Source organism: Frigoribacterium sp. Leaf8 (assembly GCF_001421165.1).
Classification (GTDB): Bacteria; Actinomycetota; Actinomycetes; order Actinomycetales; family Microbacteriaceae; genus Frigoribacterium.
On sequence record NZ_LMKB01000001.1, the window covers coordinates 644,125 to 660,000 of the forward strand.

General features: G+C 69.4%; 16 protein-coding genes and 1 tRNA gene. 15 read left to right on the forward strand and 2 right to left on the reverse strand.

The features are described from left to right. Positions 1-2 precede the first annotated feature (2 nt). The 8 genes from ASL10_RS02980 (at position 3) to ASL10_RS15880 (ending at position 5,922) form a co-directional block, all read left to right on the forward strand. The gene (locus ASL10_RS02980; RefSeq protein WP_157485206.1) at positions 3-377 is read left to right on the forward strand and encodes a hypothetical protein; all 375 of its coding nucleotides are present in this window, start codon (positions 3-5) and stop codon (positions 375-377) included. Further along, positions 374-730 carry a DUF6507 family protein gene (locus ASL10_RS02985; RefSeq protein WP_056044185.1) on the forward strand — a complete coding sequence of 119 codons (357 nt, stop codon included), beginning with the start codon at positions 374-376 and terminating at the stop codon, positions 728-730. Before ASL10_RS02980 ends, ASL10_RS02985 begins: the two co-directional genes overlap by 4 nt. After that, a complete protein-coding gene (locus tag ASL10_RS02990) occupies positions 730-3,126 on the forward strand; it encodes a DNA/RNA non-specific endonuclease (protein WP_056044187.1) in 2,397 nt (798 codons plus the stop codon). The genes ASL10_RS02985 and ASL10_RS02990 overlap by 1 nt, the downstream gene beginning before the upstream one ends. Continuing rightward, complete coding sequence (locus tag ASL10_RS15875; RefSeq protein WP_157485207.1) at positions 3,098-3,544, forward strand: hypothetical protein; 447 nt, start codon at positions 3,098-3,100, stop codon at positions 3,542-3,544. Before ASL10_RS02990 ends, ASL10_RS15875 begins: the two co-directional genes overlap by 29 nt. Positions 3,545-3,675: 131 nt before the next feature. Then, entirely contained in the window at positions 3,676-4,155 is a 480-nt protein-coding gene (locus ASL10_RS02995) for a hypothetical protein (RefSeq protein ID WP_056044190.1), read from the forward strand. Positions 4,156-4,194: 39 nt separating this feature from the next. Then, on the forward strand, positions 4,195-4,740 hold the full coding sequence (locus tag ASL10_RS03000; protein WP_056044192.1) for a T6SS immunity protein Tdi1 domain-containing protein: 546 nt from the start codon (positions 4,195-4,197) through the stop codon (positions 4,738-4,740). A 224-nt stretch (positions 4,741-4,964) separates the two neighbouring features. Then, entirely contained in the window at positions 4,965-5,420 is a 456-nt protein-coding gene (locus ASL10_RS03005) for a hypothetical protein (protein WP_235452336.1), read from the forward strand. Beyond that, positions 5,407-5,922: a hypothetical protein gene (locus ASL10_RS15880; protein ID WP_157485209.1), complete on the forward strand. Its 516-nt coding sequence runs from the start codon at positions 5,407-5,409 to the stop codon at positions 5,920-5,922. Before ASL10_RS03005 ends, ASL10_RS15880 begins: the two co-directional genes overlap by 14 nt. 21 nt (positions 5,923-5,943) lie before the next feature. Here the strand turns inward: ASL10_RS15880 and ASL10_RS03015 are convergent, their stop codons facing one another. Further along, positions 5,944-6,543, reverse strand: a complete 600-nt coding sequence (locus ASL10_RS03015; RefSeq protein WP_056044199.1) for a hypothetical protein — start codon at positions 6,541-6,543, stop codon at positions 5,944-5,946. A gap of 100 nt (positions 6,544-6,643) precedes the next feature. Continuing rightward, positions 6,644-6,727: transfer RNA gene (locus ASL10_RS03020), tRNA-Leu, on the reverse strand. Positions 6,728-6,835: 108 nt separating this feature from the next. Here ASL10_RS03020 and ASL10_RS03025 point away from each other — a divergent pair. The 7 genes from ASL10_RS03025 to pknB all read left to right on the forward strand — a co-directional run bounded on the left by ASL10_RS03025 (position 6,836) and on the right by pknB (position 15,875). Further along, entirely contained in the window at positions 6,836-7,549 is a 714-nt protein-coding gene (locus ASL10_RS03025; RefSeq protein WP_043595272.1) for a DUF3662 and FHA domain-containing protein, read from the forward strand. Further along, positions 7,546-8,067: an FHA domain-containing protein gene (locus tag ASL10_RS03030; protein ID WP_043595274.1), complete on the forward strand. Its 522-nt coding sequence runs from the start codon at positions 7,546-7,548 to the stop codon at positions 8,065-8,067. Before ASL10_RS03025 ends, ASL10_RS03030 begins: the two co-directional genes overlap by 4 nt. Positions 8,068-8,073: 6 nt before the next feature. Beyond that, positions 8,074-9,321 (forward strand): PP2C family serine/threonine-protein phosphatase, encoded by a 1,248-nt coding sequence (locus ASL10_RS03035; RefSeq protein ID WP_056044202.1) that lies wholly within the window; start codon positions 8,074-8,076, stop codon positions 9,319-9,321. An 85-nt stretch (positions 9,322-9,406) separates the two neighbouring features. Further along, entirely contained in the window at positions 9,407-10,762 is a 1,356-nt protein-coding gene (locus tag ASL10_RS03040) for an FtsW/RodA/SpoVE family cell cycle protein (RefSeq protein ID WP_056044204.1), read from the forward strand. After that, positions 10,762-12,237 carry a penicillin-binding protein 2 gene (locus ASL10_RS03045; protein ID WP_056044205.1) on the forward strand — a complete coding sequence of 492 codons (1,476 nt, stop codon included), beginning with the start codon at positions 10,762-10,764 and terminating at the stop codon, positions 12,235-12,237. The genes ASL10_RS03040 and ASL10_RS03045 overlap by 1 nt, the downstream gene beginning before the upstream one ends. Next, entirely contained in the window at positions 12,234-14,012 is a 1,779-nt protein-coding gene (locus ASL10_RS03050) for a protein kinase (protein WP_056044207.1), read from the forward strand. The genes ASL10_RS03045 and ASL10_RS03050 overlap by 4 nt, the downstream gene beginning before the upstream one ends. Before the next feature lie 156 nt (positions 14,013-14,168). Continuing rightward, entirely contained in the window at positions 14,169-15,875 is a 1,707-nt protein-coding gene (gene pknB / locus ASL10_RS03055) for a Stk1 family PASTA domain-containing Ser/Thr kinase (protein ID WP_123571113.1), read from the forward strand. Position 15,876 lies beyond the last annotated feature (1 nt).

Genomic DNA, 15,876 nt, shown 5'->3' on the forward strand with positions numbered 1-15,876 from the left:
TCGTGATCCTCTCCGCCGAGCCCGTGACGGCCGTCGAGGTCGTGACCGCGGCCGCGGCCGTCGACGGCGGCCTCGGTGCCGGGCGCCTCTGGCAGGGCGGCGGCATACAGATCGCGTCGGAGGACGGCCTGGTCTTGGCCGTGCTTCGCAGCACGCAGCTCGAGGACGCCCGGGAGGCGCGGCGCGGCCTGGGACTGCCGGTCACCGACCCGGCGTCCCCCGACCGGCCCACGGACCGAACCACCGACGGCCCGGCCACCGACCGCTGGTGGACCGAGGCCTACGGCCCCTTCGACGGGCCGCTCACCCAGGCGCTGGCCCGGCGCCTGGCCGACGACGTGCAGGGCACCCTCGTGACGACAGGAGACGACCGATGACCGCATGGAGCATCGAACCCGACGGCGTGGTGGCCGTCCTCACCAAGGTGCAGGGCTCGGCCGAGACGTTCGCGGGCACCTTCGCCGGCGTCGAGACGGCCCAGACCGAGTTGAACGCCGGCGTGGGCGGCGACATCCTGGTGTCGTCGGCCGTGGCCGTCGTCGACCTGATCTCGTCCGAGACGAACCGTGTGCAGGGCATCAACGCGCGCATCCTCGCCTGCGCGACCGGGGCGGGTGACGCGACGCTGGCCTACGTGAACGGCGACGAGGAGATGGCCGCGCAGACGCAGTCCGCCGCCGTGCAGGCCGCCGAGTCGGGCGACCTCAGCTTCTTCGAGGGGGGTCGCTGATGGCCACGAAGGGGTCGCTGATCGCACCGTCCGAGTTCTACGGTCTCGACATCGTGCCCGAGTCGATCGCGTCGGCGGCGGCGGGCTACAAGACCACGTCGACCGCGGTCACGACGAACGCCGAGGCCGTGATGACCGACTGGTCGGGGCTGTCCGCGTCGTACACCGCACCCGAGGGGCCGCAGTTGTTCGCCTCGATGGACCCGGTGCGCACCGACGCCGAGGCCGTCGCCGGCAAGCTCTCGACGGTGGCCGACCTCCTCGAGACGCTCGCCGAGTCGGTCACAGCACCGGTCGCGCGCATCAAAGAGCTCGTGACCGAGGCGAACGCCTTCCGCGCGTCGGTGGCCGGCGGCGTGACCCTCGACTTCTACGACCCCGACAACCCGCTCTTCCAGGCCAGCCAGATGAGCGGCGGCGGGGTGCCGATCGTGCCCGAGGGCCAGGGCGAGACGACCATCCCGTGGAACGAGCACACACCGTCGGTCGAGCGCAACAACGAGCTGCAGTCGCAGTACAACGCCGAGATCGCGAAGATCGACGCGGCCCGGGTCGAGTTCGAGAACGGCGTCAACGCCCTGCGTGACGACCTCTGCGTGGCTCCGCAGACCGCCGTGACGGGTGAGCAGCTCGACCTCGCCGAGGACAACCCGTGGGGTGCCCAGGGCAAGGGCGAGCGGTCGTGCCAGGAGTCGGTCGGCGACGGACTCGTCGAGTTCGGCACCAGCTTCGTCGAGGGCACCGTGTCGCTCGTCGGCTTCGACGCCGCGAACGGCTGGAAGCACGACTGGTCGTTCGCCGGCGAGGCGTGGACCGGCATGCTGACCGGTCTCGGCGCCCTCGCCATCACGGCGGTCTTCCCGGCAGCGCCCGCGCTGGCGAACCTGCCCGACTCAGCCGTCCCCGAGTCGCTGCGCGGCCTGCGCGACAACTACAAGCAGACGATGGACGGCATGGTCGGCGGAATCGTCGGCACGCCCGAGCAGTGGGAAGAGGACCCGGTCGCGGCCGGCACCTTCGCGGTGGCGAACGTCGCCTCGTTCTTCATCCCGGGCGCGGGCCAGGTCGGAGCGGGCCTCAAGGTCGGGTCGGGCGCGGCCCGGGCGGCGACCCTCACCGGTCGGCTGGCCGAGGTGGCGGAGGACGCGTCGCACCTGCCGAAGGGCCTGTCGCGGGTCGAGGACCTCGTCGCCGAGTTCGGCGACCACGCCGGCGGCCTGTCGAAGCTCGACGATCTCGACGGTCTGTCCGACACGATGGCAGCCCTCGACCGCATGACCGACGTCGAGTTCGAGGGCTTGACCGGCGCCCTCAAGGCGGGCGAGGAGGTCGACTTCGGCTCGCTGTCGAAGCTCGAGGACTTCGCCGACTACGGCGACCTCGGTCGAGCAGCCGAGGAGGCGCGGGCCGCGTCCCCCACGCACGCCGACGCGTCCGCCCACGCGGGTGGTGGCACCGGCTCCGACCAGGCCGCCGGTGCCGCCCGCGCCGCCGACCCCGGATCGGGCGGCACGACGCTGCTCGAACGTGGCGACGGCGGCGGGGCGTCCGATGCCGGTCGGGCCGACGGTGCCGGATCGAGCGATGCAGGTCGGGCCGACGGCCCTGTCGACGGTGGCGACGCCACCCCGGACCGGCCAGCAGACGGTGGCCGCGGTGCCGAGGTCGACGACCTCGACCTGCTCGGCCCGGACAAGACGCCCGGTCCGCGAACGGACACCCCGGGAACCGGTCCGACGCCGCACCCCACGCCGACCGTCGAGCACCACGTGACGGTCTCGGGCTCCGACCTGCCGACGAAGGAGAAGCCGTTCGCCCACGGTCAGGTCCTCGCCCCGGACACGGCGTACACGGTGCCCGGCCGGGGCGTGTTCTCGACCGACGCGACAGGTCGCATCGTCCACGTCGAGACCGAATACGGCGGCAAGGGCAACCTGAACTACGACCTCATGCAGCCCGCCGCGGATACGACCTACGTCGTCGGTGGCAAGCACGTCTACGTCACCGACCATGCCAGCCGCACGGTGCTCGCCGAGTTCGACGACCTCCAGCTCGGCGATGCCGACCGGTCCGAGTCGGTGCAGAAGCGCATCGGCAAGGAGGGCGGTGTCGGGTACGAGGGAGGCCACCTCCTGGCCAACATGTTCGGCGGCGGCGGCGAGAAGATCAACATCGTGCCGATGCTCAAAGATGTGAACCGCGGAGCGGACAAATCCTTCGGTAACCTCGAGAAAGCCTTGCAACGTCTGGTCTCCGGTGAGTCACCGGAAAATGTGCGCCTGCAGGTCAAGCCGCAGTTCGAGGACTCCTCAGCTGTGCCTCGACAGGTAGACGTGCGCTACGCGGTCAACAACGGAAGGTGGATCAATGTCCAATTCCCCAACGCCAGATCCTGAAGCGTCGGGCCTCGAAGCCGAGCGAGAGGCACTACGGCGGGCTGGTCTCGCCGTCTACGAGCTCATCCCCGCTGGTATCGAACGCGCGGAGTTCGATTACTCGGAAGTGGGAGGCGTAAGGGTCGGCTCTGTCGGGCTCTATGACGCACAGGGTAATGAATCTTCTACGCCCGAGACCGATGCGGCGAGCGCCGCGGCGTCAGAACTTCGTCGGGTGATGTTCCGCCCGGGGACCGGTACGTGGTTCAGCGCACAGTTCAGGGTCTCGTCGGCCGGCAGGCTCAGCACGTCCTTCGACTATGACGAACGTCCTCCGTACAGCTGGATCGACGATCAAGCTTTCGTGGACGATCACGCGACGTATCCCCGATCGACTGACGCGACACCACGATGGCTGGCAGACCTGCTGGCTCGTTGACTTGGTGATCACCGGGGCTGGCTCTCCCTCGCTGATGTCCTCGTCTCGACGACTCGTCATGTGGGCGCGGAGGGCGACTGATCACGACACATCTCGCCCGCCATCGGATCAACGATGAGAGAGGAAGACACATGTCCGACGACCAGCTAACGACGGGCGTCGAGGCTGAACGCGCGGTCCTGCAAGAGATCGGCGAGCAGCTGTACGGGCTGCTCCCGTCCGGCTTCGACCGGATCGTCATGACGACCAGCATGGCTCGGGGCGTGATGGCCGGCGAGACATCGCTCTTCGCAGCCGACGGCTCCCAGGAGTCGGCTGCTCCCGCGCGACGCACGTTCGAAGCGGCTCGTCGACTGAGGCGCCTGATGTACAAGCCAGGGGCAGGCACGTGGTTCACCGCCGTCTTCACCGTGACGGCCGCCGGAAAACTCAGCGCACAGTACGACTACGACAACGAACCCGAACTAGGTCACTTCGGTGCCGAGGAATATCGTGCCGACTTCGAGGATTTTCCCCGGACTGCCGAGAACACGCCCGAGTGGCTCGCCGCGATCCTCGCGGGTGCGCCCACCCGGCACGACCTCGTCGGCCGTGACGAGGGTCCCGTCTGAGAGTCGAGACATGGACTCGCGCAACAAGGGTGGAGTCGCGTGACGCAGCCGTCGCCGTTCGTGCCAGGACCTCCACCGTCCTCCGCCAGCCTCGACGCCGCCGTCGAGCGTCTGCCCGACGACGTCGTGGCCCTGTGGCGTGACCACGGGCTGGGCGCGACGGCTGACGGGTACCTGCGCATCGTCGACCCCACCGCGTGGCAGGACGTCCTCGCCGAGGTCGCACCTCGATTCGCGGCGGCCACGCCCCTGATGTCGTCCGCCCTCGGAGACCTGGTCGTCTGGCTCGACGGCCGAGCGCACCTCCTCGAATTTCGACGGGGCACGAGCCGGATCATCGCCAACAGGCTCTCGACGCTCCTCGTCATCCTCGGCTACGAGTCGTTCCTGGCCGACCCCGACTACTTCGACTGGAGCCCCTTCCCGGAGGCGCGGGAGCGTCTCGGGGTGCCCCGCTCCGACGAATGCTTCGGTTTCAGCCCGCTGCTCGCCCTCGGAGGCCGACGATCTGCTGCGTCCCTCGAGGTCGTCGACATGCGCGAGCACGTCCTCCTGATCTCCTCCGTCGCGGGCCCACTGCCGTGACTCACGCCAGCGGCACAGACGCCGCATGCTCGCATCCACGTGCACGTGAGGTGGGGCCGTCGGTCGCGACAGCGCAGTCGACGACGGGCGGGACCCTGATCCTCGTCGGAGGCGGCACATCGCCCGATGCCTACCTCGAGGCATGCCTCACGACCTCGAGAGAACTGGCGGACTCAGGAGTACTCGGGCCCGTGCCGTCCGCTCACGACTCGGAGCCCCACGGCATGCCTGCCGAGAGGGACGCACTCCGCATCCTCGGCAAAGCGCTCCATGCCGTCATCCCGCGCGACCACGATCGAGTGATCGCCCGGATCAGCGTGGTCGGCGGAGTGACAGCCGGCACGATCGAGCTGCATGCCGCCGACGGCAGCTCGACCTCTCTCTCGTCCGGTCGTGGCGTCTTCCAGGCGGCCCGCGATCTCCGGAGGGTCATGAGCAAACCCGAAACCGGGACGTGGTTCACGGGCGTGTTCACCGTCACCGCCGGGGGGAAGCTCAGTGCGAGGTACGACGACGACCACGAGCCCGAGCTCGGGTCTTTCGCCGCCGAGGCCTATCGCGCCGACTTCGATGAGTTCCCCCGCACGCCGAAGAACACCCCCGACTGGCTGGCCGCCATCCTCGCCGGCGCCCCGACCCGCCACGACCTCGTTCGCCTCGGACACGATGACCGGCGCTGACGAGAGCCGCTCCGTTTCTTCCGACGGGCAAGCGACAGGACTCGAAGCCGAACGCGTCCAACTGCGCGCCATCGGTCGTCTGCTGTATCCGACTCTGAACTCAGAACACGATCGTGTCGAGATGCAGGTCAGCGTGGCTGGCGGCGTCCTCGCTGGCCGGACCCGTGTCCATCGCTTCGACGGTTCGCTCGAATCGATCATCGGGCCTGTCGATGCGTTCGAGGCGGCCGAAGTCCTCCGCGACGCCATGCACCGTCGAGATGCGGGGACCTGGTTCACCGCGGTGTTCACGGTCACGGCGGCCGGCAAGATGAGCGCGTCGTACGACTACGACCACGAACCGGAGTTGGGGCACTTCTCCGCAGATGCCTACAGGGCCGATCTCGATCGATTCCCCCGCACCCCCGAGAACACCCCGCATTGGCTGGCTGCCATCCTCGCCGACGCCCCGACCCGCCACGACCTGGTCGGCCGCGACCACGGTGACGACCGAGGACGATGAGGCCCTGCGGGCCGAGACGCCTCAGAGCGGCAGCACGGCCTCGAGGGCGAGCGGGTCGCCGTCGATCGCGATGTCGTTGAGCTGCCGGCCGACGAACTCCGCGGCCTCGACCGTGTCCGACTCGATCCGGTGCCCCGTGCCCTCGACGACGAGCGCCCAGGCGACCGGACCCCCGGAGGCGCGGGTCACCTCGAGACGGCAGCGCGTCAGTTCGCGGTCCTGTCCGAATCGCATCTCCGACAGGTCGGTGATGACCATGCACTCGAGGTCGTCGAGGAACCCGTGGAGGGTGGCGTCCCTCGCGATCTCGAGCCGCGCCTCCTCGTCGAGGCCGTCGGCGGACGAGGTGAAGCGCGTGCCCTCGACGGTCCGGACGATCCACGAGACGTGGTCGCCGACGGTGACGAAGGACTGCATGCTGCTGATCCTCGGCCCGATGTCGGCGTGCGCGTACACCGGGGGCAGGTCGGTGACGCTGACGACGATGCCGTCGCGGCGACCCACGACGCGGCGGTCGGAGTCGACGACGATGCGCTGGTTGCGAGGCACCCACGGGGCCTTCGGGAACTCGTCGAAGAGCACCTCGTCGAACTCGAACACGACCGCGCTCTGCTGGCTCATCGCACCAGACAACCACTGCACGGGCCGACGGCGACGGCGACGGGTGGGACCAGAGCCGGGAAAGAGAGAAGGCCCACCCGGAGGTGAGCCTTCACGTTCGTGCGCGAGGGGGGACTTGAACCCCCACGCCCTTTCGAGCACTGGCACCTGAAGCCAGCGCGTCTGCCAATTCCGCCACTCGCGCGAACTCGTAGACTTTAGCATGCGTGGGACGCCCGAAAGAGCACCGGTGAGTCCCTTTCACTCGTTCGGGCTAAGATCGGGCGACCAGAGACCCCGAACCTGGAGACCCATGGGACTGCTCGACAACTTCGAACGCGGGCTGGAGCGCGCCGTCAACGGCGCCTTCGCCAAGACGTTCCGTTCGGGCGTGCAACCACTCGAGATCACGAACGCGCTGCGCCGTGAGCTCGACACCAAGGCCGCGGTGGTCTCGCGTGACCGCATCCTCGTGCCCAACGAGCTCCAGGTGCGCCTCGCCCCCATCGACTACGAGAAGATGTCCGGCATCGGTCCGGCCCTGATCGACGAGCTCACGCAGCTCACCCAGCGGCACGCCACCGCCCAGGGGTACCAGTTCGCCGGGCCCCTCGGCATCCGCCTCCGCGAGGACGACTCGCTGAGCGTCGGCATCATGTCGGTCGACTCGCGCAACCTGCGCGGCGAGGTGCAGTGGAAGCCGTTCGTCGAGATCGACGGCAAGCGCCGTGAGCTCAGCGGAGCCCGCACCATCATCGGCCGCGGCAGCGACGCCGACATCACCGTTCAAGACACCGGTACCTCCCGTCAGCACGTCGAGATCCTGTGGGACGGGTCACGCGCCCAGGTCCGCGACCTCGGCTCGACGAACGGCTCGAAGCTCAACGGCAACCCCCTCACCAAGGCGCCGCTGCAGCCCGATTCGGTGATCCAGATCGGTCGTACGCGTATCGTGTTCCGCGTGCTCCCCCAGTCATCGACGCCCGACCCCTTCGACGGGCCCGACTCCACGGGTGGCCGACGATGACCTCAGCCCTCACCCTGCTGGTGCTCCACTTCGGCTTCCTGGCCGTCCTGTGGCTGTTCGTCTTCGTGATCGTGTTCGCGCTGCGGAGCGACCTCTTCGGGCAGCGGGCGCGCAAGATGCCCGCCGACGCCACACCCGGCAAGGCGAGCTCGACCGCCACCGCGCCTCCTGCCCCCGCCCCGCGTCCCGCGCCCGCCGCGCCGGCACCGACGCCGCAGGGTGACGGGCGCGCCACGCGCCTGGTCATCACCAAGGGCGCCAAGGCCGGCCTCGAGATGCCCCTCGGCGACGGGCCGCTCACCATCGGGCGATCCCAAGAGAGCAACCTCGTGATCCGCGACGACTACACCTCGACCCACCACGCGCGCCTCATGCTCTGGAACGGCCGCTGGGTCGTGCAAGACCTCGACTCCACCAACGGCACGTTCCTCGCCGGTGAGCGCGTGTCGGTCCCCACCCCCGTGCCCACGGGCGCGACCGTGACGATCGGGCAGACGAGCTTCGAGCTCCGGCGGTAGGCCCTCATGACGACGCACGCCAAGAGTGCCGCTCTGTCCAACGTGGGCAAGATCCGGTCCAACAACCAAGACAGCGGCTACGCCGGCACGCAACTCTTCGTCGTCGCCGACGGCATGGGCGGGCACGCGGGCGGCGACGTGGCCTCGGCCATCGCGATCCGACGGATCCGCGAGACCGACCGCGTCTACACCTCGCCGGGTGACGCCGAGTTCGCACTGCAGTCGTCGTTGATCGCCGCGAACCAGTTGCTGGCCGAGACCGTCTTCGAACACCAAGAACTCACGGGCATGGGCACCACCGTCAGCGCCATGCTGCGCGTCGGTGACAGCATGGCGATCGCCCACATCGGCGACTCGCGCATCTACCTGTTCCGCGAGGGCGAGCTCAGCCAGATCACCGCCGACCACACCTTCGTGCAGCGCCTGGTCGACAGCGGTCGCATCACGCCAGAAGAAGCGGCGGTGCACCCGCGACGCAGCGTGCTGATGCGCGTGCTCGGCGACGTCGACGCGGCACCCGAGATCGACACGGCGACCCTCGGCACGCAGCCCGGCGACCGCTGGCTGATCTGCTCGGACGGCCTCAGCAGCTACCTCGCCGAGGAGCGCATCAAGAAGGCCATGGCCATGGGCCTCGACGCCGAGCAGACGGCCCGGCGCCTCGTGAAGGAGACCCTCGACCACGGCGCCCCCGACAACGTGACCGTCGTCATCGTCGACGTCGACGAGTCGGGCGACTCGGCACTCGACGAACCCGTCACGGTCGGGTCGGCCGCCGCACCCCTCAGCTTCGACAGCGACGTCGGGCGCAAGCAGCTCCGTCTGCCGACGATCCTGCTGCACCCGCTCAAGGTCGCCACGACGCCGGAAGACAGCCACTTCGAGCCCGAGAGCGACGAGTACCTCGCCGAGCTCATCGCCGAAGACAAACGTCGCCGTCGCCGTCGCCGCATCACCTGGCTGACCGCCCTCGTCGTGGCGATCGCCGCGCTCGTCGCCGGGCTCGTGCTGACCTACCAGTGGACGCAAGACCACTACTACGTGGGCGAAGAGCGCGGCACGGTCGTCATCTACAAGGGCGTGCAACAGAGCCTCGGGCCCATCGGCCTCTCGAGCGTCTACGAGACCACCGACGTCCAGGTCGACGACCTGCCGAACTACACGCAGACCACCGTGGAGGACACCATCAACGCCGGTTCCCTCGCGGACGCCAGGGCCATCGTCGAGAGGTTGGCCGATGCCAGCAACCCCTGACGCACCCGGTGGTGACGCGACCGAGGTCATCGGTCGCGTAGGAGGCGCGCGCAAGCCGTCCGCGAAGGCCTCGCGTCCCACGAACATGACGCAGGCGATCTCGCTGCGCCTGCGCGAACCCGCGCGCCTCCGCAACCTCGAACTGCTCATGCTGCTGATCGCCTGCGGCGTCGCCGCCGGAGCGATGGTGCTGGTCCAGCTCGGTGCGACCGGCGAGGTCGACCCGACCGTGCTGATGGCCGGCTCGATGGTGCTGGGCCTGGCCCTGATCTTCCACGTCGTCCTGCGGGTCGTCGCCCGCGAGGCCGACCCGTTCGTCATGCCGATCGCCGTCACCCTGAACGGCATCGGCATCGCGATGATCTACCGCCTCGACCTGGCCGAGGGGCGTGAGGGCTGGGGCGCGCTGGGCATCAAGCAGATGGTCTGGACCGTCCTCGCGATGGTGATCGCCCTCGCCGTGCTGCTCGTGATCCGCAACTACCGGGTGCTGTCGCGGTACCGCTACATCGCGATGTTCGTGTCGATCGTGCTGCTGCTGCTGCCCCTCCTGCCGGGCATCGGCCGCGAGGGGTTGAACGCCCGCGTCTGGATCGACATCGGACCGTTCTCGTTCCAGCCGGGCGAGATCGCCAAGATCACGCTGGCCATCTTCTTCGCCGGCTACCTCGTCACCGCCCGCGACAACCTCTCGCTCATGGGGCCGAAGATCCTGGGCATGCGGTTCCCCCGGCCGCGCGACCTCGGGCCGATCCTCATCGTCTGGCTCGTCGCCATGGGCGTCCTGATCTTCCAGCGCGACCTCGGCACCTCGTTGCTCTACTTCGGGTTGTTCCTCGTCATGATCTACGTGGGCACGGGGCGCGCGAGCTGGATCGTGCTCGGCGTCGGCCTCTTCCTCGGAGGGGCCCTGATCGCCAGCACCTTCCTGGGGTACGTGCAGGGCCGTTTCGCCGCCTGGCTCAATCCCTTCGCCCAGTCCGAGTACGACGCCGTCGGCGGGTCCTTCCAGCTCGTCCAAGGCCTGTTCGGCCTGGCGAACGGCGGACTGATCGGCACGGGGCTCGGTCAGGGACGTCCGCAGACCACTCCGCTCGCCGAGAGCGACTACATCTTCGCGTCGCTCGGCGAAGAACTCGGCCTCACCGGGCTCTTCGCCATCTTGGCGCTCTACCTCCTGCTCGTCTCCCGCGGGTTCCGCATCGGCTTCGTGGGTCAGGACGACTTCGGTCGCATGCTCGGGGTCGGCGTCGCCTTCGTCGTGGCCCTGCAGGTCTTCGTGGTCATGGGTGGCGTGACGAGGGTGATCCCGCTCACGGGCCTCACCGCTCCCTTCCTCGCCGCGGGCGGCTCGTCGCTCGTGGCCAACTGGATCATCGTGGCCCTGCTGCTGCGACTCTCCGACTCCGTGCGCAACCAACCGAGGCTGGTGATCGGCTGATGAACAAAGAACTCCGACGCGTGAGCTACGTGGTGCTCGCCATGTTCGTCGCGCTCTTCCTCTCGACGACCTACATCACGGCGTTCCAGGCCGACGCGCTGAACGCCGACGCCCGCAACTCGCGGGCCCTGCTCGCCAGCTACTCGGCGCAGCGCGGCCCCATCCTGGTCGGCGGCCAGGCGATCGCGCAGTCGACCCCCGTCGACGACCAGTACGAGTTCCAGCGCACCTACTCGCAGCCCGACCTCTACGCACCCGTCGCCGGCTACTACACGCTGGGTCAGGGATCCCGAGGCATCGAGGACGCCATGAACCGGTACCTCACGGGCAACGCGAACTCGCAGTTCTTCGACCAGGTCAACTCGCTGCTCACGGGTCAGGACCCCGAGGGAGCCACGGTCAACCTCACCCTCGACCCCACCGTCCAGCAGGCGGCCTACGACGCCCTCGGCTCGAACTCGGGCTCGGTCGTCGCGATGGACCCGAAGACCGGCAAGATCCTCGCGATGGTCTCGAAGCCCAGCTACGACCCCAACCCGCTCGCCAGCCACGACCGTCAGACCGTCACCGACGCCTACGACTCGCTGATCGCCGACCCCTCGGCTCCGCTGCAGAACCGGGCGATCCAGGGCGACCTGTACGCACCGGGCTCGACCTTCAAGCTGATCACGACGGCGGCTGCGCTCGAGAGCGGCGACTACACGCCCGACAGCGCCTTCCCCAACCCGTCGACCCTGACGCTGCCCGGCACCAGCACGAACATCAACAACGCCGAGGGCGGGAGCTGCGGCGGCGGCGAGACGGCCACCATCGCGACGGCCCTCCGCCTGTCGTGCAACATCCCCATGGCGCAGCTCGGCCAGGCCCTCGGTGCCAAGGCCCTGCAAGAGCAGGCCGAGAAGTTCGGCTTCGGCGACGACTCCATCGGCGTCCCCCAGGCCGTCACGCCGAGCCAGTTCCCCATCGAGGACTCCAAGGGCCAGGCCATCAACGACGCCACCCTCATGCTGCAGTCCTTCGGGCAGGGCTCCGACCGCGTGACGCCCCTGCAGATGGCCATGGTCTCGTCCGCCATCGCCAACGGCGGCACCGAGATGAACCCGACCTTGATCGAGAGCGTCCTGAACCCCGACCTGAGCCCGGTCGAGGATTTCTCGCCCTCGGAGTACGGCAAGCCCATCAGCTCCCAGACTGCGGCCACGATGACCGACATGATGGTGCAGGACGTCGCGAACGGTGCGGCGAGCAATGCAAGAATTGACGGCGTCGACGTCGCCGGCAAGACAGGAACGGCCGAGAACGGCCCCGGCGAGCCGTACACCCTCTGGTTCACCGGGTTCGCGCCTGCTGCTGACCCCGAGGTCGCGGTCGCGGTCGTCGTCGAGAACGGCGGCGGACAGGGCCAGTCCGCATTCGGCAACAGTGTCGCGTCACCGATCGCGAAGAAAGTACTAGAGGCGGTGCTGAACAAATGAGACCATCCGGCGGAGTCACCTTCGGTGGGCGTTACCAGCTGTCGACCCGAGTCGCCATCGGCGGCATGGGCGAGGTCTGGGAAGCCACCGACCTCGTCATCGGCCGCACGGTCGCCATCAAGATCCTCAAGGACGAGTACCTGGGCGATCCCGGATTCCTCGAGCGCTTCCGTGCCGAGGCCCGTCACGCGGCCCTGGTCAACCACGAGGGCATCGCGAACGTCTTCGACTACGGCGAAGAAGAGGGCAGCGCCTACCTGGTGATGGAGCTCGTCCCCGGCGAGGCCATGTCGACGGTCCTCGAGCGCGACCGCGTCCTGCCGACCGACAAGGTCCTCGACATCGTCGCGCAGACCGCCTCGGCCCTCCAGGCCGCCCACGCCGCAGGTCTCGTGCACCGCGACATCAAGCCCGGCAACCTGCTCGTCACCCCGGACGGCCGGGTGAAGATCACCGACTTCGGCATCGCACGCATCGCCGACCAGGTTCCGCTGACGGCCACGGGCCAGGTCATGGGCACCGTGCAGTACCTCTCGCCCGAGCAGGCGAGCGGCCACCCGGCGTCCCCCAGCACCGACATCTACTCGCTCGGCATCGTCGCCTACGAGGCCCTGGCCGGTCGTCGACCGTTCACGGGCGAGTCCCAGGTCGCCATCGCGATGGCACAGATCAACGAACAGCCGCCCGACCTCCCGTCGACGGTCTCCGAACCCGTTCGTCGTCTCGTCCTGTCCTGCATCGCCAAGAAGCCGGGCGAACGGCCGGCGACGGCCTCGGCCCTCGCCCAGGCCGCTCGGGCCCTCCGCCGCGGCGACGTGGCCGCGGCGACCGTCGCCGTCCCGGCGATCGGCGCCGTCGCCGCCACGCCCGCCGACACGGCGACCCAGGCCTTCAACGCCCAGGACGCCACGACGCAACTGTTCGATCCGATGGCCACCCGTGCCCAGAGCGCCGCCGGCGGAGCTGCCGCGGGCTACGTGGCCGGTTCGGCCGATCCCGACGCCCTGCGCGACGGCGACGACGAACCCGACGAGAAGAAGCGCAGTCCGTGGTTCTGGCCGCTGATCGTCCTCGCCGTCCTGGCCGTCATCGCCCTCGTCGTCGGCATCGTCTTCGCGGTCGGCAACACCGACGATCCCGCACCCGCGCCGACGACCTCGAGCAGCACGCCGACGCCGACCCGGACGACTCCGACGCCCACCCCGACCCCGACGTCCGTGACGGTGTCCTCGGGCGACTACGTGGGGCTGACCGAGGCCGCTGCCCGCGCCTCCCTCGAAGAACTCGGCCTGCAGGTCGACTCGGCCGACGCCGGGTCGAGCGCCCCGAGCCCCGACCAGGTCGGCACCGTCGCCAGCATCGACCCGACGGGTGCCCTCGAGAAGGGCTCGTCGGTGACGATCTACATCTACCGCGCGGCCCCGACCCCTGCCCAGCCCTCGACGCCCACCGCCACCCCGGGCCAGATCGAGGCCGGCGACACCGCCACCATCAACTGGCCCGCCTACACGGGGTGCCCGACCGGTTACTCGCTGACGGGCTACTCGTACACGATCACCGGCGGGACCGACACCTCGGGTCAGTCGGCCGGGGGCCTCGGTGCCAACGCGACGTCCCTCACGGTGACCGCCTCGGCTGCCGGCAACCTCACGGTCAGCTACGTGGCCAACTGCGGTCAGATCGCGTCCGAGCCGTCGCCGGGAGTCACCATCACGGTGACGGCCCCGGCCACGTCACCGGCGCCGAGCCCCTCGGAGGGCACCGACCCTCAGTAGGTCCGATCGTGACCCCGGTCGTGCAGACGACCGGGGTCACGAAGCCCTGACAATCATCCCTTCGGCCTAGGTCCGTACCCAGTCCGGGGGCTACCGCCCCGGTACACTGGCTCCGACCGTGTCGCCAGACAGGGGTGGGTCGTTGGGAGAACAGGCGTGGCTGAAGGTGTGAGAGAGAGCATCCATCTCCTCGCCAACCGGTACCAGATCGGTGACCTGATCGGCCGCGGTGGCATGGCCGACGTCCACGTCGGCACCGACGCCCGACTCGGCCGCAAGATCGCCGTCAAGCTTATGAAGCCCAGCCTCGCGACCGATCCGGCCTTCCGGTCGAGGTTCCGCCAAGAGGCCCAGGCCGCCGCCCGCATGGCCCACCCGACCATCGTCCGGGTCTTCGACGCCGGCGAAGAGGTCGTCCGCGACCGCCGCGGGCTCGACGTGGTCGTCCCGTTCATCGTCATGGAGTACGTCGAGGGGCGTCTGCTCAAGGACATCGTCGCCGAAGGCCCACTCGACCCCGACGAGGCCGTGCGGGTCACCTCGGGCGTGCTGACGGCCCTCGAGTACTCGCACCGGGCGGGCGTGGTCCACCGCGACATCAAGCCCGGCAACGTCATGTTGACCAACTCGGGCCAGGTCAAGGTGATGGACTTCGGCATCGCCCGCGCCATCAGCGACTCGGCGGCCACCGTCGCGCAGACGACGGCCATCCTCGGCACCGCGCAGTACTTCAGCCCCGAGCAGGCGCGCGGCGAGACCGTCGACGCCCGCACCGACCTCTACTCGACCGGCGTCATGCTCTTCGAGTTGCTCACGGGCAAGCCGCCCTTCACCGGCGACAGTGCCGTCGCGGTCGCCTACCGTCACGTCAGCGAGCCTCCCGTACCCCCGAGCACGCTCGAGCGGCAGGTCAGTCCGGCGCTCGACGCCGTCGTCCTGCACGCGCTCACCAAAGACCGCTTCGACCGCTTCCAGAGCGCCGCCGAGTTCCGCGACGACCTCGAAGCCGCGGGCGCCGGTCGTGCTCCGGCCCGCCGGCCGCACGCGGTCGACGCCGGCTCCACGCTCTTCGGCGTCAACCCGCACGCGAATGCGGGCAGCGAGGCCGCGCTGAAAGAGCTGCAGTCGGACGACACCGGACGGCCCCAACGAACGCAGACCCGGCCGCCCGTCGCCTGGATCTGGGCGGGCATCGTGCTCGTGGCCGTCGTCATCGTCGCCGTCGTCTTCTGGGTGGTCAACCTGACGCCTCCCACCGTCGACAACGCCCAGTCGTCCCGCATCCCCGACCTCGTCGGGGTCAGCTTCGAGACCGGATCCGCCCGCCTCGACGACCTGGGCCTGACGGTCGTCCGTGCCGACGCCACCAGCCCGACGATCGACGCCGGCGACATCGTGTCGACCGATCCGGAGCCCGGCACGTCCGTCCCGAAAGAATTCGCCGTCACGGTGACCGTCTCGTCGGGGCCCCAACTCGTCGCCATGCCGTCGGTCACCGGTCAGACCGTCGACGCCGCTTGGCAGGCCATCACCGATGCTGGTCTCGAACGGGGCCAGCAGAGCTCCGACTACTCGCCCACCGTTCCCGAGGGGTCCGTCCTCTCGTCCGATCCGGCAGCGGCTGCGCAGGTCGCCCTCGGCTCGGGTGTCGACATCGTGGTGTCCAACGGTCTCGTGCAGCTTCCTGACGTCACCCGCCAGCCCTCAGAAGAAGCCATCACGACCCTGCGCGACCAGCTCGGTCTGGCGGTCACCCCGCAGGCCGACCCCGGCTGCACCGGTGAGACGGTGTCGGGCATGAGCGTCCCGCCCGGCGACGTGGCTCAGGGCTCGGCGGTCACCCTGCGCATCTGCACCGGCTGAG